At 46.9% G+C, this 21,312-nt stretch carries 23 protein-coding genes and 1 other annotated feature; of the genes, 9 read left to right on the top strand and 14 right to left on the bottom strand.

Annotation, left to right across the window (positions count from 1 at the left end; translation table 11 throughout):
- Positions 1-13: 13 nt before the first annotated feature.
- From FTE26_RS14055 to yefM, 4 genes are all read right to left on the bottom strand, one after another.
- On the bottom strand, positions 14-943 hold the full coding sequence (locus FTE26_RS14055; protein WP_000803351.1) for a LysR substrate-binding domain-containing protein: 930 nt from the start codon (positions 941-943) through the stop codon (positions 14-16).
- Between the two features lie 45 nt (positions 944-988).
- Positions 989-1,813, bottom strand: coding sequence for an SDR family oxidoreductase (locus FTE26_RS14050; protein ID WP_001538007.1), 825 nt, complete (start codon positions 1,811-1,813; stop codon positions 989-991).
- A gap of 82 nt (positions 1,814-1,895) precedes the next feature.
- Entirely contained in the window at positions 1,896-2,150 is a 255-nt protein-coding gene (yoeB, locus tag FTE26_RS14045; protein ID WP_000767829.1) for a type II toxin-antitoxin system mRNA interferase toxin YoeB, read from the bottom strand.
- Positions 2,147-2,398, bottom strand: coding sequence for a YoeB-YefM toxin-antitoxin system antitoxin YefM (gene yefM / locus FTE26_RS14040; protein WP_001259255.1), 252 nt, complete (start codon positions 2,396-2,398; stop codon positions 2,147-2,149). Before yefM ends, yoeB begins: the two co-directional genes overlap by 4 nt.
- A gap of 282 nt (positions 2,399-2,680) precedes the next feature.
- On the opposite strand from yefM, the gene hisL reads away from it, so the two are divergent.
- The 9 genes from hisL (at position 2,681) to hisIE (ending at position 9,910) form a co-directional block, all read left to right on the top strand.
- Complete coding sequence (hisL, locus tag FTE26_RS14035; RefSeq protein WP_001364200.1) at positions 2,681-2,731, top strand: his operon leader peptide; 51 nt, start codon at positions 2,681-2,683, stop codon at positions 2,729-2,731.
- Positions 2,707-2,830, top strand: a sequence feature (His leader region). It overlaps the preceding gene by 25 nt.
- Positions 2,831-2,876: 46 nt before the next feature.
- Positions 2,877-3,776 carry an ATP phosphoribosyltransferase gene (gene hisG, locus FTE26_RS14030; RefSeq protein WP_000131782.1) on the top strand — a complete coding sequence of 300 codons (900 nt, stop codon included), beginning with the start codon at positions 2,877-2,879 and terminating at the stop codon, positions 3,774-3,776.
- A gap of 5 nt (positions 3,777-3,781) precedes the next feature.
- Positions 3,782-5,080: a histidinol dehydrogenase gene (gene hisD, locus FTE26_RS14025; protein WP_000009595.1), complete on the top strand. Its 1,299-nt coding sequence runs from the start codon at positions 3,782-3,784 to the stop codon at positions 5,078-5,080.
- Positions 5,081-5,082: 2 nt separating this feature from the next.
- Positions 5,083-6,153, top strand: a complete 1,071-nt coding sequence (gene hisC / locus FTE26_RS14020; protein WP_000108941.1) for a histidinol-phosphate transaminase — start codon at positions 5,083-5,085, stop codon at positions 6,151-6,153.
- Complete coding sequence (gene hisB / locus FTE26_RS14015; protein ID WP_000080135.1) at positions 6,153-7,220, top strand: bifunctional histidinol-phosphatase/imidazoleglycerol-phosphate dehydratase HisB; 1,068 nt, start codon at positions 6,153-6,155, stop codon at positions 7,218-7,220. Before hisC ends, hisB begins: the two co-directional genes overlap by 1 nt.
- Positions 7,220-7,810 carry an imidazole glycerol phosphate synthase subunit HisH gene (hisH, locus tag FTE26_RS14010; RefSeq protein ID WP_001103560.1) on the top strand — a complete coding sequence of 197 codons (591 nt, stop codon included), beginning with the start codon at positions 7,220-7,222 and terminating at the stop codon, positions 7,808-7,810. The genes hisB and hisH overlap by 1 nt, the downstream gene beginning before the upstream one ends.
- Positions 7,810-8,547, top strand: coding sequence for a 1-(5-phosphoribosyl)-5-[(5-phosphoribosylamino)methylideneamino]imidazole-4-carboxamide isomerase (hisA, locus tag FTE26_RS14005; protein WP_000586474.1), 738 nt, complete (start codon positions 7,810-7,812; stop codon positions 8,545-8,547). The genes hisH and hisA overlap by 1 nt, the downstream gene beginning before the upstream one ends.
- Positions 8,529-9,305 (top strand): imidazole glycerol phosphate synthase subunit HisF, encoded by a 777-nt coding sequence (gene hisF / locus FTE26_RS14000; protein ID WP_000880182.1) that lies wholly within the window; start codon positions 8,529-8,531, stop codon positions 9,303-9,305. The genes hisA and hisF overlap by 19 nt, the downstream gene beginning before the upstream one ends.
- Positions 9,299-9,910, top strand: coding sequence for a bifunctional phosphoribosyl-AMP cyclohydrolase/phosphoribosyl-ATP diphosphatase HisIE (gene hisIE / locus FTE26_RS13995; RefSeq protein ID WP_000954919.1), 612 nt, complete (start codon positions 9,299-9,301; stop codon positions 9,908-9,910). Before hisF ends, hisIE begins: the two co-directional genes overlap by 7 nt.
- A gap of 96 nt (positions 9,911-10,006) precedes the next feature.
- On the opposite strand, the gene wzzB is transcribed toward hisIE, so the two are convergent.
- The 10 genes from wzzB to FTE26_RS13945 form a co-directional block, all read right to left on the bottom strand.
- Positions 10,007-10,984, bottom strand: coding sequence for an LPS O-antigen chain length determinant protein WzzB (wzzB, locus tag FTE26_RS13990; protein ID WP_001380542.1), 978 nt, complete (start codon positions 10,982-10,984; stop codon positions 10,007-10,009).
- 146 nt (positions 10,985-11,130) lie between these two features.
- Positions 11,131-12,297 carry a UDP-glucose 6-dehydrogenase gene (ugd, locus tag FTE26_RS13985; RefSeq protein ID WP_000704854.1) on the bottom strand — a complete coding sequence of 389 codons (1,167 nt, stop codon included), beginning with the start codon at positions 12,295-12,297 and terminating at the stop codon, positions 11,131-11,133.
- A 248-nt stretch (positions 12,298-12,545) separates the two neighbouring features.
- Positions 12,546-13,952 (bottom strand): NADP-dependent phosphogluconate dehydrogenase, encoded by a 1,407-nt coding sequence (gndA, locus tag FTE26_RS13980; RefSeq protein WP_001538008.1) that lies wholly within the window; start codon positions 13,950-13,952, stop codon positions 12,546-12,548.
- A 163-nt stretch (positions 13,953-14,115) separates the two neighbouring features.
- Positions 14,116-15,486, bottom strand: coding sequence for a colanic acid biosynthesis phosphomannomutase CpsG (gene cpsG / locus FTE26_RS13975; protein WP_001538009.1), 1,371 nt, complete (start codon positions 15,484-15,486; stop codon positions 14,116-14,118).
- 24 nt (positions 15,487-15,510) lie between these two features.
- Positions 15,511-16,257, bottom strand: a complete 747-nt coding sequence (locus FTE26_RS13970) for a glycosyltransferase family 2 protein (protein WP_000868617.1) — start codon at positions 16,255-16,257, stop codon at positions 15,511-15,513.
- A gap of 83 nt (positions 16,258-16,340) precedes the next feature.
- On the bottom strand, positions 16,341-17,726 hold the full coding sequence (locus tag FTE26_RS13965) for a mannose-1-phosphate guanylyltransferase/mannose-6-phosphate isomerase (RefSeq protein ID WP_001361571.1): 1,386 nt from the start codon (positions 17,724-17,726) through the stop codon (positions 16,341-16,343).
- Positions 17,727-17,737: 11 nt separating this feature from the next.
- Positions 17,738-18,193, bottom strand: a complete 456-nt coding sequence (locus tag FTE26_RS13960) for a GDP-mannose mannosyl hydrolase (RefSeq protein WP_001322700.1) — start codon at positions 18,191-18,193, stop codon at positions 17,738-17,740.
- A 2-nt stretch (positions 18,194-18,195) separates the two neighbouring features.
- Positions 18,196-19,161, bottom strand: a complete 966-nt coding sequence (fcl, locus tag FTE26_RS13955) for a GDP-L-fucose synthase (RefSeq protein ID WP_000163129.1) — start codon at positions 19,159-19,161, stop codon at positions 18,196-18,198.
- A gap of 3 nt (positions 19,162-19,164) precedes the next feature.
- Entirely contained in the window at positions 19,165-20,286 is a 1,122-nt protein-coding gene (gene gmd / locus FTE26_RS13950) for a GDP-mannose 4,6-dehydratase (protein WP_000335121.1), read from the bottom strand.
- A gap of 10 nt (positions 20,287-20,296) precedes the next feature.
- Positions 20,297-21,304, bottom strand: a complete 1,008-nt coding sequence (locus tag FTE26_RS13945) for a glycosyltransferase family 4 protein (RefSeq protein WP_000699786.1) — start codon at positions 21,302-21,304, stop codon at positions 20,297-20,299.
- Positions 21,305-21,312 lie beyond the last annotated feature (8 nt).

Genomic DNA, 21,312 nt, shown 5'->3' with positions numbered 1-21,312 from the left:
GAATAATTTTTCTTTAAATGGCTGATTTTCCGTCATCAGATTTTGCATAAACACCGGCGATCGCACTATTTGCTAAAATTTCATCCCGCCACCAGCCACTGGCAAGTCCTGCGGTCTGTTCGTTCCAGCCAATCCAGACGGGTTCAAAGAGAGTTTGGGCGACCACTTTCTTCTCGATTAACGCGCCACTATCGAGAAAACGTTGCGCCAGATAACGGGGTAAATAGCCGCAGCCGAGGCCGCTAATTTGCAGCTCCAGTTTGGTTTTAAAATCGAAAACGGTAATGGCTTCTTGTTCGTCGAGAAGTTGTGATGCCGTAGAAGCGCCTGCCTGCGCAGTATCCCCCACCACAATCGCCCGATATCGCTTAATAATACGACGATTTAACGGCTCTTCTTCCAGGGCTAACGGATGATGAGGCGCGACCGCAAAGACTTGTTCCAGATCGCCCAACCGTGAAAAACCAAACTCACTGGAAGATGGTGGCTCATGCATCGCGCCAACAATAATATCCGCTCGCCCCTGAGTCAGGGCATCCCATGAACCACCGAGTACGCCATTGATAAACTTCAGGCGCGTCACGCTATGATGTTGATAAAAAGCTTCAATGAGTGGCGCAAGCAGAGAAAAAGGAAACGTGTCGTCCACGCCAATCACCAGCTCGTTTTCCCAGCCTTCATGCAGTTTGATCGCCTGCTTTTCCAGTTCCCGCACGGTATGCAGAACTTCCCGCCCTTTCTCTAATAACATTTTTCCGGTGCGGGTGAATTTAGCGCGGTGTCCGCTACGATCAAGCAATTGAATATTAAGGTCGCTTTCCAGCTTGTGAACGGTGTAACTCAGAGCGGACGGCGTCTTGTAGAGTTTGGCCGACGCCGCCGCAAAACTGCCTTCTTTTTCTAAGGCATCGAGGATCATCAACACATCCAGCAGTGGTTTCATACACGCCCCCTTGCAGTGCATGCGGCGTCCTGCTGGCGTGATCGTTTACTCCAGCGGCATTACCAGCGGATCGGGATACTGGTATTCAAATCCCAGTTCATTACAAATCCGACTGCCATCAATAATCTTACCTTTGCCGCTGTCCAGACTATTTCTGAACTGCGGAGGTTCCAGCCCCAGTAAACGGGCCATCTGCGGATAGAAAACATTACGCGCAGGGTGAGCTGGCGCACATATATTATAGATGTGTCCGCCTTTAGGTGCCTGTAACAACAGAGTGATAGCGCCAATAACATCTTCTAAATGGACTAAATTAACACCATGTTCACCATCAGGCGCGGTTTTTCCGGCAAAGAAGCGTCCGGGATGACGTCCCGGTCCGACCAGGCCCGCAAGACGCAGAATATCGACCGAAGTACCGGGTAAATTGTGCAGCCAGTCTTCGAGTTCTTCTAATACTCGTCCACTGTTGGTTACTGGATTACGCGGGGTGGTTTCTTTCACCGTGCCTTGCGCGTCGCCATAGACAGATGTTGAGCTGGTAAAAATAATGCGGGGAATACGATGGGCCAGCGCGCTATCCACTAACTCTTGTACCGCTTGTAAATAGAACTCATCGCCGGGGCCGCTACGACGTGCCGGAAGCGTAATGACCAGCGCATCGGCATCCATCAGGGAATCCAGATCGTCAGAATCGCAAACTAGCTCAGGCTCCATGCGAAGCAGATAGCTATCAATGCCACTCATTCGGGCCGCTTCGACACCATCTTGTGTGGTTTTACTCCCGGTGACTTGCCAGCCTCGCGCTGAAAGTGACATCGCCAGCGGCATGCCTAACCACCCTAACCCGACAATTGCGACCTTTTTCATCCGTTATCTCCTGATACACCTTAGATCTATAAGGCTACGCTAGCGTATCAAAACTGACAATTCATTCTATGAATGAATCTGTTCAATAATGATAACGACATGCTGCAATGAGCAGTGAATCGTCGGTAACCGCGTATACCAGACGGTGCTCCTCTGTAATGCGTCGGGACCAGAAACCTGACAAATTATGTTTCAGGGGTTCTGGCTTCCCCTTACCTTCAAATGGCGTTCTGCGGGTATCTTTGATAAGTTCATTGATCTTTTTAACAATTCGCTTATCTGTTTCCTGCCAGTACAGATAATCGTCCCATGATTCCTCAGACCAGATTAGTTTCACTCAATGATGTCCTTTTCCGTTCCTTTGCCTGATTTCAGGCTATCGATTGAGTCCATCAATCTCCGGGCGTTAGCGGGGGAGCGCAGTAGATAAGCCGTCTCTTCCAGCGAGTTGTATTCTTCGAGTGACATCAGAACACAAGCCTCTCCATTCTGACGAGTAATAAGGATCGGGGCATGATCTTCAACGGCTTTCATCATTGTTGCCGACAAATTCTGACGCGCTTCGCTGTAGCTAATTGTACGCATGTCAATCTCCTCTTTTGTACAGTTCATTGTACAATGATGAGCGTTAATTAACTATTTATTAATTAGTTTGTAGATCAAGGTATTGTCAGTGAGACGAAAATCCAGGCTTCGCTATTTTTGGTGCCGTCAGCTTAGAGGACAGTCCTCTTAGCCCCCTCCTTTCCCCGCTCATTCATTAAACAAATCCATTGCCATAAAATATATAAAAAAGCCCTTGCTTTCTAACGTGAAAGTGGTTTAGGTTAAAAGACATCAGTTGAATAAACATTCACAGAGACTTTTATGACACGCGTTCAATTTAAACACCACCATCATCACCATCATCCTGACTAGTCTTTCAGGCGATGTGTGCTGGAAGACATTCAGATCTTCCAGTGGTGCATGAACGCATGAGAAAGCCCCCGGAAGATCACCTTCCGGGGGCTTTTTTATTGCGCGGTTGATAACGGTTCAGACAGGTTTAAAGAGGAATAACAAAATGACAGACAACACTCGTTTACGCATAGCTATGCAGAAATCCGGCCGTTTAAGTGATGACTCACGCGAATTGCTGGCGCGCTGTGGCATTAAAATTAATCTTCACACCCAGCGCCTGATCGCGATGGCAGAAAACATGCCGATTGATATTCTGCGCGTGCGTGACGACGACATTCCCGGTCTGGTAATGGATGGCGTGGTAGACCTTGGGATTATCGGCGAAAACGTGCTGGAAGAAGAGCTGCTTAACCGCCGCGCCCAGGGTGAAGATCCACGCTACTTTACCCTGCGTCGTCTGGATTTCGGCGGCTGTCGTCTTTCGCTGGCAACGCCGGTTGATGAAGCCTGGGACGGTCCGCTCTCCTTAAACGGTAAACGTATCGCCACCTCTTATCCTCACCTGCTCAAGCGTTATCTCGACCAGAAAGGCATCTCTTTTAAATCCTGCTTACTGAACGGTTCTGTTGAAGTCGCCCCGCGTGCCGGACTGGCGGATGCGATTTGCGATCTGGTTTCCACCGGTGCCACGCTGGAAGCTAACGGCCTGCGCGAAGTCGAAGTTATCTATCGCTCGAAAGCCTGCCTGATTCAACGCGATGGCGAAATGGAAGAATCCAAACAGCAACTGATCGACAAACTGCTGACCCGTATTCAGGGTGTGATCCAGGCGCGCGAATCAAAATACATCATGATGCACGCACCGACCGAACGTCTGGATGAAGTCATCGCCCTGCTGCCAGGTGCCGAACGCCCAACCATTCTGCCGCTGGCGGGTGACCAACAACGCGTAGCGATGCACATGGTCAGTAGCGAAACCCTGTTCTGGGAAACGATGGAAAAACTGAAAGCGCTGGGTGCCAGTTCAATCCTGGTCCTGCCGATTGAGAAGATGATGGAGTGATCGCCATGAGCTTTAACACAATCATTGACTGGAATAGCTGTACTGCGGAGCAACAACGCCAGCTGTTAATGCGCCCGGCGATCTCCGCTTCTGAAAGCATTACCCGCACTGTTAACGATATTCTCGATAACGTGAAAGCACGCGGCGATGAGGCCCTGCGGGAATACAGCGCGAAGTTTGATAAAACCACGGTTACCGCACTGAAGGTGTCTGCTGAGGAAATTGCCGCCGCCAGCGGACGCCTGAGCGACGAGCTAAAACAGGCGATGGCGGTGGCAGTAAAGAATATTGAAACCTTCCACACTGCGCAAAAACTGCCGCCGGTAGATGTTGAAACGCAGCCAGGCGTGCGTTGCCAGCAAGTCACGCGCCCGGTAGCTTCAGTTGGTTTGTATATTCCTGGCGGCTCCGCCCCGCTCTTCTCAACGGTATTAATGCTGGCAACTCCGGCGCGTATTGCGGGCTGTAAAAAAGTGGTGCTGTGCTCACCGCCGCCGATTGCCGATGAGATCCTTTACGCGGCGCAGCTGTGCGGTGTGCAGGACGTGTTTAACGTCGGCGGCGCACAGGCCATTGCCGCGCTGGCGTTTGGTACAGAATCTGTGCCGAAAGTGGACAAAATCTTCGGGCCTGGCAACGCCTTTGTCACCGAAGCGAAACGTCAGGTGAGCCAGCGTCTGGACGGTGCGGCGATCGATATGCCCGCAGGCCCGTCGGAAGTGCTGGTGATTGCTGACAGCGGCGCTACGCCGGATTTCGTGGCTTCTGATTTGCTTTCTCAGGCTGAACACGGCCCGGACTCACAGGTGATTTTACTGACGCCCGATACTGATATAGCGCATCAAGTTGCCGAGGCCGTCGAACGCCAACTGGCAGAACTGCCGCGTGCCGAAACCGCCCGCCAGGCACTGAGCGCCAGCCGCCTGATCGTGACTAAAGATTTAGCGCAGTGCGTAGAGATTTCCAACCAGTACGGCCCGGAGCACCTGATCATTCAGACCCGCAACGCCCGCGAACTGGTCGATGGCATCACCAGCGCCGGTTCGGTATTTCTTGGTGACTGGTCACCGGAATCGGCAGGCGACTACGCCTCCGGCACTAACCATGTTCTACCGACTTACGGTTACACCGCCACCTGTTCCAGCCTCGGGCTGGCAGATTTCCAGAAGCGCATGACCGTGCAGGAACTCTCGAAAGAAGGCTTTTCCGCGCTGGCTTCGACCATTGAAACACTGGCCGCCGCCGAGCGCCTGACCGCCCATAAAAATGCCGTTACTTTGCGTGTTAACGCCCTTAAGGAGTAAGCATGAGCACCGTGACTATCACCGATTTAGCGCGTGAAAACGTCCGCAACCTGACGCCGTATCAGTCGGCGCGTCGTCTGGGCGGTAACGGCGACGTCTGGCTGAACGCCAATGAATACCCCACTGCCGTGGAGTTTCAGCTTACTCAGCAAACGCTCAACCGCTACCCGGAATGCCAGCCGAAAGCGGTGATTGAAAATTACGCGCAATATGCAGGCGTAAAACCGGAGCAGGTGCTGGTCAGCCGTGGCGCGGACGAAGGTATTGAACTGCTGATTCGCGCTTTTTGCGAACCGGGTAAAGACGCCATCCTCTACTGCCCGCCAACGTACGGCATGTACAGCGTCAGCGCCGAAACGATTGGCGTCGAGTGCCGCACAGTGCCGACGCTGGACAACTGGCAACTGGACTTACAGGGCATTTCCGACAAGCTGGACGGCGTAAAAGTGGTCTATGTTTGCAGCCCCAACAACCCGACCGGGCAACTGATCAACCCGCAGGATTTTCGCACCCTGCTGGAGTTAACGCGCGGTAAGGCGATTGTGGTTGCCGATGAAGCCTATATAGAGTTTTGTCCACAGGCATCGCTGGCTGGCTGGCTGGCGGAATATCCGCACCTGGCTATTTTGCGCACACTGTCGAAAGCTTTTGCTCTGGCGGGGCTTCGTTGCGGATTTACGCTGGCAAACGAAGAGGTCATCAACCTGTTAATGAAAGTGATCGCCCCCTACCCGCTCTCGACGCCGGTTGCCGACATTGCGGCCCAGGCGTTAAGCCCTCAGGGGATCGTCGCCATGCGTGAGCGGGTGGCGCAAATTATTGCAGAACGCGAATACCTGATTGCCGCACTGAAAGAGATCCCCTGCGTGGAGCAGGTTTTCGACTCCGAAACCAACTACATTCTGGCGCGCTTTAAAGCCTCCAGCGCAGTGTTTAAATCTTTGTGGGATCAGGGCATTATCTTACGTGATCAGAATAAACAACCCTCTTTAAGCGGCTGCCTGCGAATTACCGTCGGAACCCGTGAAGAAAGCCAGCGCGTCATTGACGCCTTACGTGCGGAGCAAGTTTGATGAGTCAGAAGTATCTTTTTATCGATCGCGATGGAACCCTGATTAGCGAACCGCCGAGTGATTTTCAGGTGGACCGTTTTGACAAACTCGCCTTTGAACCGGGCGTGATCCCACAGCTGCTGAAGCTGCAAAAAGCGGGCTACAAGCTGGTGATGATCACTAATCAGGATGGTCTGGGAACACAAAGTTTCCCGCAGGCGGATTTCGATGGCCCGCACAACCTGATGATGCAGATCTTCACCTCACAGGGCGTGCAGTTTGATGAAGTGCTGATTTGCCCTCACCTGCCCGCCGATGAGTGCGACTGCCGTAAGCCGAAAGTAAAACTGGTGGAGCGTTATCTGGCTGAGCAAGCGATGGACCGTGCCAACAGTTATGTGATTGGCGATCGCGCGACCGACATTCAACTGGCGGAAAACATGGGCATTAATGGTTTACGCTACGACCGCGAAATCCTGAACTGGCCGATGATTGGCGAGCAACTCACTAAACGAGACCGTTACGCCCATGTAGTGCGCAACACCAAAGAGACGCAAATTGACGTCCAGGTGTGGCTGGATCGCGAAGGTGGCAGCAAGATTAACACCGGTGTTGGCTTCTTTGATCACATGCTGGATCAGATCGCCACCCACGGCGGTTTCCGCATGGAAATCAACGTCAAAGGCGACCTCTATATCGACGATCACCACACCGTCGAAGATACCGGCCTGGCGCTGGGCGAAGCGCTAAAAATCGCCCTCGGAGACAAACGCGGTATTTGCCGCTTTGGTTTTGTGCTACCGATGGACGAATGCCTTGCCCGCTGCGCGCTGGATATCTCTGGTCGCCCGCACCTGGAATATAAAGCCGAGTTTACCTACCAGCGCGTGGGCGATCTCAGCACCGAAATGATCGAGCACTTCTTCCGTTCGCTCTCTTACACCATGGGCGTGACGCTACACCTGAAAACTAAAGGTAAAAACGATCACCACCGTGTAGAGAGCCTGTTCAAAGCCTTTGGTCGCACCCTGCGCCAGGCCATCCACGTGGAAGGCGACACCCTGCCCTCGTCGAAAGGAGTGCTGTAATGAACGTGGTGATCCTTGATACTGGCTGCGCCAATTTGAACTCGGTGAAGTCTGCCATTGCGCGTCACGGTTATGAACCCAAAGTCAGCCGTGACCCGGACGTCGTGTTGCTGGCCGATAAACTGTTTTTACCCGGCGTTGGCACCGCGCAAGCAGCGATGGATCAGGTGCGTGAGCGCGAGCTGTTTGATCTCATCAAAGCCTGTACCCAACCGGTGCTGGGCATCTGCTTAGGGATGCAACTGCTGGGGCGGCGCAGCGAAGAGAGCAACGGCGTCGATTTGCTGGGCATCATCGACGAAGACGTGCCGAAAATGACCGACTTTGGTCTGCCCCTGCCGCATATGGGCTGGAACCGCGTTTACCCGCAGGCAGGCAACCGCCTGTTTCAGGGGATTGAAGACGGCGCGTACTTTTACTTTGTTCACAGCTACGCAATGCCAGTCAATCCGTGGACCATCGCCCAGTGTAATTACGGCGAACCGTTCACCGCGGCGGTACAAAAAGATAACTTCTACGGCGTGCAGTTCCACCCGGAGCGTTCTGGTGCCGCTGGCGCTAAGTTGCTGAAAAACTTCCTGGAGATGTGATGATTATTCCGGCATTAGATTTAATCGACGGCACCGTGGTGCGTCTCCATCAGGGCGATTACGGCAAACAACGCGATTACGGTAACGACCCGCTGCCACGCTTACAGGATTACGCTGCGCAAGGTGCCGAAGTGTTGCATCTGGTGGATCTGACCGGGGCAAAAGATCCGGATAAACGTCAAATCCCGCTGATTAAAACCCTGGTGGCGGGCGTTAACGTTCCGGTGCAGGTTGGCGGCGGCGTGCGTAGCGAAGAAGACGTGGCGGCGTTACTGGAAGCGGGCGTTGCGCGCGTGGTGGTCGGCTCCACCGCGGTGAAATCACCAGAAATGGTGAAAGGCTGGTTTGAACGTTTTGGTGCCGATGCCTTAGTGCTGGCGCTGGATGTCCGTATTGACGAGCAAGGCAACAAGCAGGTGGCAGTCAGCGGCTGGCAAGAGAACTCGGGCGTTTCACTGGAACAACTGGTGGAAACCTATTTGCCCGTCGGCCTGAAACATGTGCTGTGTACCGATATCTCGCGCGACGGCACGCTGGCAGGCTCTAACGTCTCTTTATATGAAGAAGTGTGCGCCAGATACCCGCAGGTGGCATTTCAGTCCTCCGGCGGCATTGGCGACACTAACGATGTTGCTGCCCTGCGTGGAACTGGCGTGCGCGGCGTAATTGTCGGTCGCGCATTACTGGAAGGTAAATTCACCGTGAAGGAGGCCATCGCATGCTGGCAAAACGCATAATTCCATGTCTCGACGTTCGTGATGGTCAGGTGGTGAAAGGCGTACAGTTTCGCAACCATGAAATCATTGGCGATATCGTGCCGCTGGCAAAACGCTACGCTGAAGAAGGTGCAGACGAACTGGTGTTCTACGATATCACCGCTTCCAGCGATGGCCGTGTGGTAGATAAAAGCTGGGTATCGCGCGTGGCGGAAGTGATCGACATTCCGTTCTGTGTGGCGGGTGGGATTAAGTCTCTGGAAGATGCAGCGAAAATTCTTTCCTTTGGCGCGGATAAAATCTCCATTAACTCCCCTGCGCTGGCGGATCCGACGTTAATTACTCGCCTAGCGGATCGTTTTGGCGTGCAGTGTATTGTGGTCGGTATTGATACCTGGTACGACGCTGAAACCGGTAAATATCATGTGAATCAATATACCGGCGATGAAAGCCGCACCCGCGTCACTCAGTGGGAAACACTCGACTGGGTACAGGAAGTGCAAAAACGTGGGGCCGGAGAAATCGTCCTCAACATGATGAATCAGGACGGCGTGCGTAACGGTTACGACCTCGAGCAGCTGAAAAAAGTGCGTGAAGTTTGCCACGTCCCGCTGATTGCCTCCGGTGGCGCGGGCACCATGGAACACTTCCTCGAAGCCTTCCGCGATGCCGACGTTGACGGCGCGCTGGCAGCTTCCGTATTCCACAAACAAATAATCAATATTGGTGAATTAAAAGCGTACCTGGCAACACAGGGCGTGGAGATCAGGATATGTTAACAGAACAACAACGTCGCGAACTGGACTGGGAAAAAACCGACGGACTTATGCCGGTGATTGTGCAACACGCGGTATCCGGTGAAGTGTTAATGCTGGGCTATATGAACCCGCAAGCCCTGGACAAAACCATCGAAAGCGGCAAAGTCACCTTCTTCTCGCGCACTAAACAGCGACTGTGGACCAAAGGCGAAACGTCGGGCAATTTCCTCAACGTAGTAAATATTACGCCGGACTGCGACAACGACACGTTACTGTTGCTGGCGAATCCCATCGGCCCGACCTGCCACAAAGGCACCAGCAGCTGCTTCGGCGACACCGCTCACCAGTGGCTGTTCCTGTATCAACTGGAACAACTGCTCGCCGAACGTAAATCTGCCGACCCGGAAACCTCCTACACCGCCAAACTGTATGCCAGCGGCACCAAGCGCATTGCGCAGAAAGTGGGCGAAGAAGGCGTGGAAACCGCACTGGCAGCAACGGTGCATGACCGCTTTGAACTGACCAACGAAGCATCTGACTTGATGTATCACTTGCTAGTGCTGTTGCAGGATCAGGATCTGGATTTAACGACGGTAATTGAGAACCTGCGTAAACGGCATCAGTGAGTTGCGGGGTAAGCGGATGCAATGTTGTTGTCGCATCCGGCAAAAAAAACGGGCAGGGTGTCACCACCCTGCCCTTTTTCTTTAAAACCGAAAAGATTACTTCGCGTTGTAATTACGCAGAGCGTTACGCCCCAAGACAATCCCCGCGCCAACCATGCCGCCCAGCAGCACCGCCAGAATCAAGGTGATTGCCTTTTTCGGGCTATCGCGACGAATAGGTAACGTCGGTTTCATTACATAGCGGTAAGCATGAATATCAAGATCATCAACCTTTAAGCTTTCGATATCCAGCAGGTTTTGACGTGTCTGATAGTAGTTTGATGAGAACACCAACGGACGGGTCGCCTCATGCTTAATCATCGACTCCAGCGCTTCGCTCCCCAAAAGGAACAACGTATCTTGCGTCACATCTTCAGTCTGCTGAACCTGTGGTTTTGTCACCTGCGCCTGATTCGCATACTGCAACGCTTCCTGAATCTGACGGATGCGCAGATCTTTCTGCTCCTGCGCAACTACTTCCTGAGTCTTCAAAGAATCCTGCAAGTTTTTCATACGCAGCGCGATGTTGTCTTTCAGGTCTTTTTCCAGTTCTTCGTTTACCTGGTCGTCAACTTGCTGGATATACTTCGCCAGCTGCTTCTGCGCACCTTCAGGTGTTTCACCAACATAAGACACCGCCAATGGTAACGACTGGTTTTTAACGGTAGGCTCAATGGTCAGCTTCTCTGCTTCTTCCTGGTTATCCAGCGTTTCAGCTAATGCTGAGAATGCAGTGCTGTAACGTCCGATAAGCGAAGCCTGAATGTCGGAGACTTTCGGTACAGCCGATCCGTAGATCACATTCATCGCGTTGGTATAACCAGCGATTTGCCCCACATCAGGTTGAGTAACGATGGCTGTGGAAGTCCACTTTTCTTTGGCAACGGCCAGATACCCTATAGCCAGGGCAATAGCAACAATGACAGAGATGATAATTGTCATCTTGCCGCGCCACAACTGCACCAGTAAATCAATCAAATCAATCTGTTCCGGGTCATGGTTTTGCCCAGAAACATTATTATTTTCTACTCTCATCATTACCCTAACGGACGAAATAATTTTAAGTCGCCATAGTTTAGCGATAATCGCCATGAATGCTATAGGATAAATGATAAAAATAATGAATTATTACAAAGGGAACATAAGAGAATCAGGGCGAAAATCGCCCTGATAACAGGATGTTAGTCACTGCCAAAGAGATCGCGGGTGTAGACTTTGTCTGCCACATCCTTAAGCTCTTCTGCCATACGGTTGGAAATAATGACGTCGGCTTGTTGTTTGAAGGTGGCGAGATCTCGTTCCAGGCGAGAGTTGAAGAATGAGTCTTCTTTCATCACTGGCTCGTATATGATCACTTCAACGCCTTTCGCCTTGATACGCTTCATAATCCCCTGAATGGAAGACGCGCGGAAGTTATCTGAACCGCTCTTCATAATCAGACGATAAATACCCACCACTTGCGGTTTGCGTGACAAAATGGCATCGGCAATAAAGTCTTTACGCGTGCGGTTTGCATCGACAATTGCCGAGATCAGGTTATTCGGCACAGACTGGTAGTTCGCCAGTAACTGCTTGGTATCTTTCGGCAGACAATAACCACCATAACCAAACGACGGATTGTTGTAATGGTTGCCAATGCGTGGGTCGAGACAAACGCCTTCGATAATCTGGCGAGTATTCAGACCTAAACTTTCTGCATAGCTATCCAGTTCATTAAAGTAGGCCACGCGCATCGCCAGGTAGGTGTTTGCAAAAAGTTTAATAGCTTCTGCTTCAGTGGAGTCGGTAAACAGGGTCGGGATATTTTGCTTAATCGCTCCTTCCTGTAACAACGCAGCAAAACGTTCTGCGCGTTCTGAACGCTCACCGATGACAATACGTGAAGGATGGAGATTATCGTAAAGGGCTTTACCTTCACGGAGAAATTCCGGAGAAAAAATAATATTTTCAGTACGATATTTCTTATGCATCGCTGCGGTAAAACCAACGGGAACCGTTGATTTGATGACCATAACCGCATAAGGATTTATTTCAACTACGTCTTTAATTATTGATTCTACACTGGATGTATTGAAATAATTAGTTTTAGGATCATAGTCGGTTGGAGTGGCGATGATGACATAATCAGCATCCCGGTAGGCTTCATTTTTATCTAATGTGGCATTAAAGTGTATTTTATCTGATTGCAAAAACTGCTGAATTTCCTTATCGACAATAGGAGATATCCGATCATTCAGCATAGCAACGCGTGACGGTAAAATATCTAATGCCACAACCTCATGATTTTGTGCGATTAGAAGCCCGTTTGATAAGCCTACATAGCCAGTACCGGAAATGGTGATTTTCATTTCATGCTCTCAGAATTAACTTAACTGTGAATCATGATGTTTTTAGCATCCTGATAAGAGCTAAAAGTTTTAACGCTACGTTGTCAGATGGTCAACGCAACGAAAAACAATTCAGATTTTCTTTATAAGAATAGCTGATATTTATTAAGTTAATATTAAGCAGTGAAATTTAGTCTATAAGATATTTGGCAAAAAAAAGCCCGGTGCAATATACGCCGGGCCTCAATTTTATTGTTGGTTAAATCAGATTAATCCAGCCATTCAGTATGGAACACACCTTCTTTATCAATGCGCTTATAAGTATGCGCACCGAAATAGTCACGCTGTGCCTGGATCAGGTTCGCAGGCAAAACAGCGGCACGGTAGCTATCATAATAAGCAACCGCAGCGGCGAAGGTAGGAACCGGGATACCGTTCTGTACTGCATAAGCAACGACATCACGCAGCGCCTGCTGGTAGTCATCGGCAATTTGCTTGAAGTACGGAGCCAGCAGCAGGTTAGCGATCTGCGGATTTTCGGCATAAGCATCGGTGATTTTCTGCAGGAACTGCGCACGGATAATGCAGCCAGCACGGAAAATCTTCGCGATTTCGCCGTAGTTCAGATCCCAGTTGTACTCTTCAGACGCCGCACGCAGCTGAGAGAAGCCCTGAGCATAAGAAACGATTTTGCCCAGATACAGCGCACGACGAACTTTCTCGATAAACTCAGCCTTGTCGCCTGCTGGCTGCGCTTGCGGACCAGAGAGAACTTTAGACGCGGCAACACGCTGATCTTTCAGAGACGAGATATAACGTGCAAACACAGACTCGGTAATCAGCGACAGCGGTTCGCCGAGATCCAGCGCGCTCTGGCTGGTCCATTTGCCCGTACCTTTGTTTGCTGCTTCATCCAGAATCACATCAACCAGATAGTTACCGTCTTCATCTTTTTTGTTGAAGATATCTTTGGTGATGTCGATCAGGTAGCTGCTCAGTTCACCGTTATTCCACTCGGTAAAGGTCTGCGCCAGTTCTTCGTTGGAAAGATTCAGGCCACCTTTAAGCAGAGAATAGGCTTCAGCAATCAGCTGCATATCACCGTATTCAATACCGTTGTGAACCATCTTCACATAATGGCCTGCGCCATCAGCACCGATATAGGTAACGCACGGTTCGCCATCTTCAGCAACGGCGGCGATTTTGCTCAGGATCGGCGCAACCAGTTCATAGGCTTCTTTCTGGCCACCAGGCATGATGGACGGCCCTTTCAGCGCCCCCTCTTCACCGCCGGAAACACCGGTACCGATGAAGTTAAAGCCCTCTGCTGAAAGCTCACGATTACGACAAATAGTGTCCTGGAAGAAGGTGTTACCACCATCAATGATGATGTCACCTTTATCGAGATATGGTTTGAGGGAATCAATAGCAGCATCCGTGCCTGCACCTGCTTTCACCATTAACAGGATGCGACGAGGCGTTTCCAGAGATTCAACAAACTCTTTCACCGTATAGTAAGGAACCAGCTTCTTGCCTGGATTTTCGGCAATCACTTCTTCCGTCTTTTCACGGGAACGGTTGAAAATAGAGACGGTATAACCACGGCTTTCGATGTTGAGCGCAAGGTTGCGTCCCATCACTGCCATACCGACTACGCCGATCTGTTGCTTTGACATTGTTTACTCCTGTCAGGGGGTGGTCACCGCCGAGTGTGCGGCTTAAATGTGGTATAGATGTTAACTCACTCATAGAGATGGTGAATAGCATTACCTTTGCTATACCACACTGAATGTCTCACCTTTTCCGTCATTTAAAACTTATTTATATGAAATTACTGAATTACTTGTTCAGTAACTCAAGGATAAGTTTTGTCTTTTCTTCCATCAGCGGCACATCACCGTGAGATTCCACATTCAACCGCACCACCGGTTCGGTGTTGGAGGTGCGCAGGTTAAAGCGCCAATCGGCAAAGGTCATGCTGATGCCATCGGTGCGATCCACCGCCAGCGCCTCACGGGTAAAGTGCTGTTCGACGCGGTTAATCGCCTCAACGGGGTGCGCCAGTTTGCTGTTGATCTCACCGCTTGCCGGAAACGCCGCCATCCGGTCGCGCACCAGTTCGCCCAGCGTTTTTCCTTTCAGACACACCAGTTCGGCTACCAGCAGCCACGGGATCATGCCGCTGTCGCAGTAAGCGAAATCACGGAAGTAATGGTGGGCGCTCATTTCGCCACCGTAGATGGCGTCTTCCTTGCGCATACGTTCTTTAATAAAGGCGTGTCCGGTTTTCGACATCACCGGAGTGCCGCCAGCAGCAGTCACCACATCAACGGTATTCCAGGAGAGACGCGGATCGTGGATGATCTTCGCGCCGGGATTTTTTTCGAGGAATGCTTCTGCCAGCAGGCCGACAATGTAGTAGCCCTCGATAAACTGCCCTTTTTCGTCAAACAGGAAACAGCGGTCAAAATCGCCATCAAAGGCAATGCCCATATCCGCGCCGTGTTTGATGACCGCATTACGGGTGTCGTCACGGCATTCCGGCAGCAGCGGGTTAGGAATACCGTTGGGGAAATTGCCGTCCGGCGTATTGTGCACTTTGATGAATTCCACTGGTGCGCCGAGGGCTTTAAATCGGGCTTCAATGGCGTCCACCACCGGACCCGCTGCGCCGTTCCCGGAGTTAATCACCAGCTTGAGCGGCGTGAGGTTTTTGACGTTGATATAACCGAACAGGTGATCAACGTAAGCGTCACGCAGATTGATTTGCTGATAGCGACCGCGTTTGGTTTCATCGACGGGAGGAAAGTCGTTGGCTTCTGCCAGGCGCTGGACATCGCGCAGTCCGGTATCACCGCTGATCGGGCGAGCCCCTTCGCGCACGAGTTTCATGCCGTTGTAATCCATCGGGTTATGGCTGGCGGTAACTTCGATGCCGCCATCCACGCCGAGATGGAACGTGGCGAAATAGATCTCTTCGGTGCCGGACATGCCAATATCCAGCACATCGACGCCCGCATCCTGTAAACCTTTCGCCAGCGCCAGTTTTAAGGTTTCGCTGGTGAGGCGGACATCACCGCCTAACACAATGGTTTTCGGTTTGAGAAATTCGCCATAGGCGCGACCAATGCGCCACGCAATATCTTCATTCAGTTCTTCGCCTAATTTCCCGCGAATATCATAGGCTTTAAAGCAGGTTAATTTTTTCATATAAAAACCTTACCAATAATAAAATTATTTATGCGCAAACAATTGCATTAGTTTTGAGATTTTTCTGATAATGATAGCAATTTTCCAATTTACATTATGGTTTTTCATAACTTCTACAATTTCCTTTGTACTTGATATCGCGTTATCAATTCTGGTACTTTCCCCACCCAATCTCATCTTTACAAATACTTGAGGAACATAAATAACTTTAATATCATCACGTTTCAAAATCCTGACCATCTGATCATAGTCTGCAGCAATCCTATAGGATAAATCAAAATATCCATCGTCTTTATATAATTCCCTCCTCATATAGAAAGATGGATGCGGTGGTGCCCAGCCTAATGATAGCTTAGAACGTTTAAAAGGACCACTACGCCAGTATCGTTTGATTATATCAATTTGGTTTTTTTCGAAAAAAACCAAATCACCGTATACAACATCCGCTTTTGTCTCATGGAAACGGCTTACAATAGTTTCAATAATATCAGGTCTTGCTAAAAGGTCATCAGAATGAACGAATCCAATAATATCTCCCGTAGATAAATTTATACCTTTATTTAAAGCATCATAGATACCGTTATCGCTTTCTGATAGACATTTGGTTACTCTTGTTGATACTTCGTTAATTAGTTTTAACGTATTATCTGTAGAACCACCATCAATAATTATATACTCTATATCTTTATAGGTTTGCAACTCTATTGACTCTAAAGTATCCCTTAAAGTCTTTTCACTATTATAAGTCACTGTAATAATACTGACTTTCATTTTAACATCCAATAATAATCATAATTAAATAACGTCAGTACAGCATTACGAATAATAATGTTGCATTAGTATCCAGCATCATTTTAGATTCTAACAACATCATCTTCATCCAAGTAGACACCTGAACGTACCTCAATAATCTCCAAAGGGATCTTTCCTGGATTCTCAATAAAATGAGGTACACCTATTGGTATATAAGTTGATTCATTTTCAGAAACAAGAAATATTTCATCTTCATAATGGACTTTTGCTGTTCCAGAAACAACAATCCAATGCTCAGTACGATGGTAATGAATCTGTTTAGCAGTTTTATGTCCAGGATGAATAACGACATGTTTAACCTCAAATCGAGATCCTTCCGCTATAGAGTCATGACTGCCCCATGGCCTAAATATTTCACGATGCTGCAGATATTCCGTACGGTTATTAACTTTAAGTTTTTCTACAATATTTTTTACCTGTTGAACTTTATCTTTATGCGCAACGAGAATAGCATCTTTAGTTTCAACAACTACTAAATCTTTAACTCCTACTACACCAATTAATCTATGTTGTGAGTAAAGATAACTGTCAGAAGAATCATGAATTAATACATCTCCTCTAATTGCATTTCCACTTTTATCTTTTCTGCTAATTTCCCATAATGCAGACCAAGAACCAACATCGCTCCAGTGGGCATTTAATGGAACTACCACAGCCTCTGTTGTTTTCTCCATAACAGCGTAATCAATGGATTCTTCAGGGCAACAACTAAATGAGTCATTATCTATACGGATAAAATCAAGATCTTGTGTAGAGGACTTCAATGCTTGTTGGCATATTTTTAGTATGTCTGGTCTAAATTTATTCAACTCATCAATAAACACAGAAGCCCTAAACATGAATATTCCACTATTCCAAAGATAATCTCCATCTTCAAGATATTTTTTGGCCACATCTAGCTCAGGCTTTTCAACAAAAGCAGAAACTTTAAAACCATATTCATTTAAATTTTCTCCGGTTTTTATGTAGCCATATCCAGTTTCGGGTTTGGTTGGCACAATACCAAAAGTTACCAGCTTACCTTCCTCTGCAAATTCTTTTGCAGCCAATATTGACGATATAAAGCGCTTTTGGTCTTGTATTTCATGATCGGCTGCTAGTACAAGCAGTATTGGATCCTCACCTGATGAAATTGCTTTAAGAGCAGCAAGCGCAACTGCGGGGGCTGTATTACGACCTATCGGCTCTAGTAAAATGCCACTATTCGCTAAATTTACATTACGCATCTGTTCTGCAACGATAAAACGATGAACTTCATTACAAATAACCAGAGCAGGACGATGTTCAACTCCTTCAAGCCTTCTTAAGGTCTCTTGTAGCATAGTCAAACGACTAGTTAACGATAGGAATTGCTTAGGATATAGTGTTCGAGAAAGTGGCCACAATCTAGTTCCAGAACCACCGGCCATTACAACAGGAAGTAGCATATAAATAACCTTCACTTAAAATAATTTTTTGTGTACTGATGAACTGAGGAATTAGCTAACAATTCGGCTATATCGAACCAATTGTAAGTACTATGTTGTAGTGTTGGATAGTTAATTTGATGTGGCATCAAACTAATCTCATATCCGTGTACGACATAATGAGTTGAAAAACAAGTCCCAGAAAAATTGTCGCTGTAGAAATGTTCATAAATCCCAAGAAATTTTGCTTCATTAATGCTAATTTGAACACCCAATTCTTCAAAAGTAACTCTTTTGAATGCGTTCTCGAAAGACTCATCTTTAAGAATCCGTCCCCCCGGCACAAACCAATAATTTTGTGCTGGACGATTAAGGCGCTGACCAAGCAGCGCCTTACCATCTTCGTTTCTTATAATAAGGTCTATCGAGATTAGTGGAGTATGTTCAACTATTGATTTAAATAACTCTGTTTCTAATCTCTTGTTCAATATTAACTCCTAAATGAGTCAAGATTATTTATAAACCATTTATATGTTAATTCTAGTCCTTGTTTTAAATTATAACGATATTTCCAACCCAAATTCTCAAGGCGTGTAACATCCATAAGTTTACGAGGCGAACCATCTGGTTTTGTTATATCAAAAACAATTTTTCCATCATAGCCAACAACTAAAGCCATTGTTTCTGCCATTTCACGTATGGAACAATCAACACCAGTACCTACGTTAATATGAGATAACATTGGTTGAGTATTTTTTTTATAAATTTCATCATCAAGCTCCATCACATATACTGATGCAGCTGCCATATCATCAACATATAAAAACTCGCGTTTTGGAGTTCCCGTTCCCCAGACAACCACTTCATTTAAACCAAGTTCCTTTGCTTCATGAAAACGTCGCATAAGCGCTGGAATTACATGTGAGTTATTGGGATGAAAATTATCATTCATACCATATAAGTTAGTAGGCATTACACTGCGATAATCACATCCATATTGGCGATTATAAGATTCACATAGCTTTATACCTGCTATTTTGGAAATAGCATAAGGCTCATTAGTAGGCTCAAGAGTTCCCGTCAAAAGTGCAGATTCTTTCATTGGCTGTTCTGCAAACTTTGGATAGATACAACTTGACCCTAAGAATAATAGTTTCTTTATGCCCGCTTTGTAAGATGAGTGAATAATATTGCTTTCAATAAGAAGGTTCTGATAAATAAATTCAGCTGGAAAAGTGTTATTAGCATGAATTCCTCCTACTTTTGCTGCTGCAAGGTAAACCTGATCTATTCTCTCTTGCTCAAAAAAACATTCAACATCCTTTTGAACTGTCAAATCGAGTTCTTTGTGAGTTTTGACAATTAACTCAACATCATTACGTGCTAATAATTGACGACAAATAGCAGAACCAACCATCCCACGATGTCCAGCCACAAAAATTCGCTTCTTGGTCATACTTTAACGCTCCAAAGAGACTGCCACGTCAAAACCATGGCTTTTAAGAAGTGCATGCTGTTTAGCTTTTTCTAAATCACTAGCCACCATTTCTGCACACATTTCTTCAACTGTAATCTCTGGCTCCCAACCCAAGACATTTTTTGCTTTTGTTGGATCACCAAGAAGAGTTTCAACTTCTGCTGGTCGAAAATAACGAGGGTCAACGCGAACAATAACATCACCAATATTAACACCAACGGCGCAATCTGATGTTTTATTTACAACAAATGCAATCTCATCAACACCAGTACCGGAAAACTCAAGTTCAAGTCCAACTTCTTTAGCAGACATACGGACAAATTCACGTACAGATATTTGTTTGCCGGTGGCAATAACAAAGTCTTCTGGCTGGTCTTGTTGAAGCATCATCCATTGCATACGAACATAATCTTTCGCATGCCCCCAATCACGTAAAGAATCCATGTTGCCAAGATATAAGCATTTTTCTATTCCCTGCGAAATATTAGCTATAGCACGTGTGATTTTACGTGTTACAAACGTTTCCCCACGACGTGGGGATTCATGATTGAACAAAATACCGTTACATGCATACATTCCATAAGATTCACGATAGTTTACAGTGATCCAATATGCATACAGTTTAGCTACGGCATAAGGTGAACGAGGATAGAACGGCGTTGTCTCTTTTTGTGGAACTTCCTGAACTAATCCATACAATTCAGAGGTTGACGCCTGATAAAATCGGGTTTTTTTTTCTAATCCCAAAAAACGAATAGCTTCCAATAATCGTAAAGTACCTATAGCATCAACATCAGCTGTATATTCTGGGGATTCGAAGGAAACAGCTACGTGACTCATTGCGCCAAGATTATAAACTTCATCAGGTTGAACTTCAGATAATATCCGAGTCAAATTAGAAGTATCTGTTAAATCACCATAATGAAGTTGTAATTTTAAATTACGATGGTGTGGGTCTTGATATATATGATCAATACGGTCAGTATTAAACAAGGAAGATCGACGTTTTATTCCATGAACCTCATAGCCTTTTTTAAGCAGAAATTCTGCCAAGTAGGAACCATCTTGCCCGGTAATTCCTGTAATTAAAGCTTTCTTACACATAAATAACCTCTCAAAACTTAGATAGTGATTTATATAGATTATATGTTTCGGAGAAACACTTCCCCCATGAAAATTTATTAGATTGCGCTAATCCTTTATTTTTTAATTCATTAGCGTTAGCTTCTACACTTAATAAAGCTGAGAATAAACTTTCAATTGATACTTCTTCGACTAAAATCGCACTATCCCCCACAACCTCGGGTATTGATGATCTATTTACGGCTATCACAGGACAGCCAGTTCGCATAGCCTCAAGCAAGGGAATTCCAAACCCTTCATATTCTGAAGGATAGATTAAGCAATAAGCCGAATTATATAATATATTTAGTTTTTCATTTGATACCTTCCCTAAGTACTGGAATCTTTCTGGAAGATATTCAGATAGTAACTTCATTTCTGCTTTATTTAAACCACCTCCGCCGACTATTTTAAGATTAGTATCAAAAAGTTTAGAAACTGCTTTAACTGCAAGCTCAAAATTTTTATATCCTGAACGAGCACCGACAAAAAGCACAAAATTTTCTTTTTCTAGATTTAAGTGTCTATAATCTTCCGATACACCATTATGAATAACATGTATCTTTTTTTCATCAACCTTAAAGAAATTAATTAAATCCTTGGCTGTATTATTAGAGACACAAATGATTGCATCGCTATTTTTCACAGCCCATCTTTTTTGTAAGCTATGAACATTGCGCCGAAGTCCTTTCATATACAATTCATATGTGAAATCGTGGACCGTGGTCACAACCGCATATTCCCCATCTTTCGGAACCCGATAATATGTAGAATGAAATATACTGTAATCTGAATCACTTTTTAATGCTTCAAAACATCTATATCGTTCTAAAAACCGGCATGGCCGATGGAGATCATCATTGTGATTTTCATTTTTATCATTAAATTGAATGAATTTGTATTCATCATTTTTTAATCTCTTAATAATTTCTTCAAAGTATACAGTGATACCACCATATGATTGTAAACTTTTCACAATCCCATCATATAATATTTTCATTTTTTGTT

The sequence above is a fragment of the Escherichia sp. S10b genome (assembly GCF_028421345.1).
In the GTDB taxonomy this organism is placed as follows: Bacteria; Pseudomonadota; Gammaproteobacteria; order Enterobacterales; family Enterobacteriaceae; genus ECMA0423.
This window is presented reverse-complemented; position numbering and strand designations above follow the sequence as displayed.

Coding starts and splice junctions, on each gene's coding strand:
- FTE26_RS14055 (WP_000803351.1), bottom strand. CDS start 943: ATGAAACCACTGCTGGATGTGTTGATGATCCTCGATGCCTTAGAAAAA.
- FTE26_RS14050 (WP_001538007.1), bottom strand. CDS start 1,813: ATGAAAAAGGTCGCAATTGTCGGGTTAGGGTGGTTAGGCATGCCGCTG.
- yefM (WP_001259255.1), bottom strand. CDS start 2,398: ATGCGTACAATTAGCTACAGCGAAGCGCGTCAGAATTTGTCGGCAACA.
- hisG (WP_000131782.1), top strand. CDS start 2,877: ATGACAGACAACACTCGTTTACGCATAGCTATGCAGAAATCCGGCCGT.
- hisD (WP_000009595.1), top strand. CDS start 3,782: ATGAGCTTTAACACAATCATTGACTGGAATAGCTGTACTGCGGAGCAA.
- hisC (WP_000108941.1), top strand. CDS start 5,083: ATGAGCACCGTGACTATCACCGATTTAGCGCGTGAAAACGTCCGCAAC.
- hisB (WP_000080135.1), top strand. CDS start 6,153: ATGAGTCAGAAGTATCTTTTTATCGATCGCGATGGAACCCTGATTAGC.
- hisH (WP_001103560.1), top strand. CDS start 7,220: ATGAACGTGGTGATCCTTGATACTGGCTGCGCCAATTTGAACTCGGTG.
- hisA (WP_000586474.1), top strand. CDS start 7,810: ATGATTATTCCGGCATTAGATTTAATCGACGGCACCGTGGTGCGTCTC.
- hisF (WP_000880182.1), top strand. CDS start 8,529: ATGCTGGCAAAACGCATAATTCCATGTCTCGACGTTCGTGATGGTCAG.
- hisIE (WP_000954919.1), top strand. CDS start 9,299: ATGTTAACAGAACAACAACGTCGCGAACTGGACTGGGAAAAAACCGAC.
- wzzB (WP_001380542.1), bottom strand. CDS start 10,984: ATGAGAGTAGAAAATAATAATGTTTCTGGGCAAAACCATGACCCGGAA.
- ugd (WP_000704854.1), bottom strand. CDS start 12,297: ATGAAAATCACCATTTCCGGTACTGGCTATGTAGGCTTATCAAACGGG.
- gndA (WP_001538008.1), bottom strand. CDS start 13,952: ATGTCAAAGCAACAGATCGGCGTAGTCGGTATGGCAGTGATGGGACGC.
- cpsG (WP_001538009.1), bottom strand. CDS start 15,486: ATGAAAAAATTAACCTGCTTTAAAGCCTATGATATTCGCGGGAAATTA.
- FTE26_RS13970 (WP_000868617.1), bottom strand. CDS start 16,257: ATGAAAGTCAGTATTATTACAGTGACTTATAATAGTGAAAAGACTTTA.
- FTE26_RS13965 (WP_001361571.1), bottom strand. CDS start 17,726: ATGCTACTTCCTGTTGTAATGGCCGGTGGTTCTGGAACTAGATTGTGG.
- fcl (WP_000163129.1), bottom strand. CDS start 19,161: ATGACCAAGAAGCGAATTTTTGTGGCTGGACATCGTGGGATGGTTGGT.
- gmd (WP_000335121.1), bottom strand. CDS start 20,286: ATGTGTAAGAAAGCTTTAATTACAGGAATTACCGGGCAAGATGGTTCC.
- FTE26_RS13945 (WP_000699786.1), bottom strand. CDS start 21,304: ATGAAAATATTATATGATGGGATTGTGAAAAGTTTACAATCATATGGT.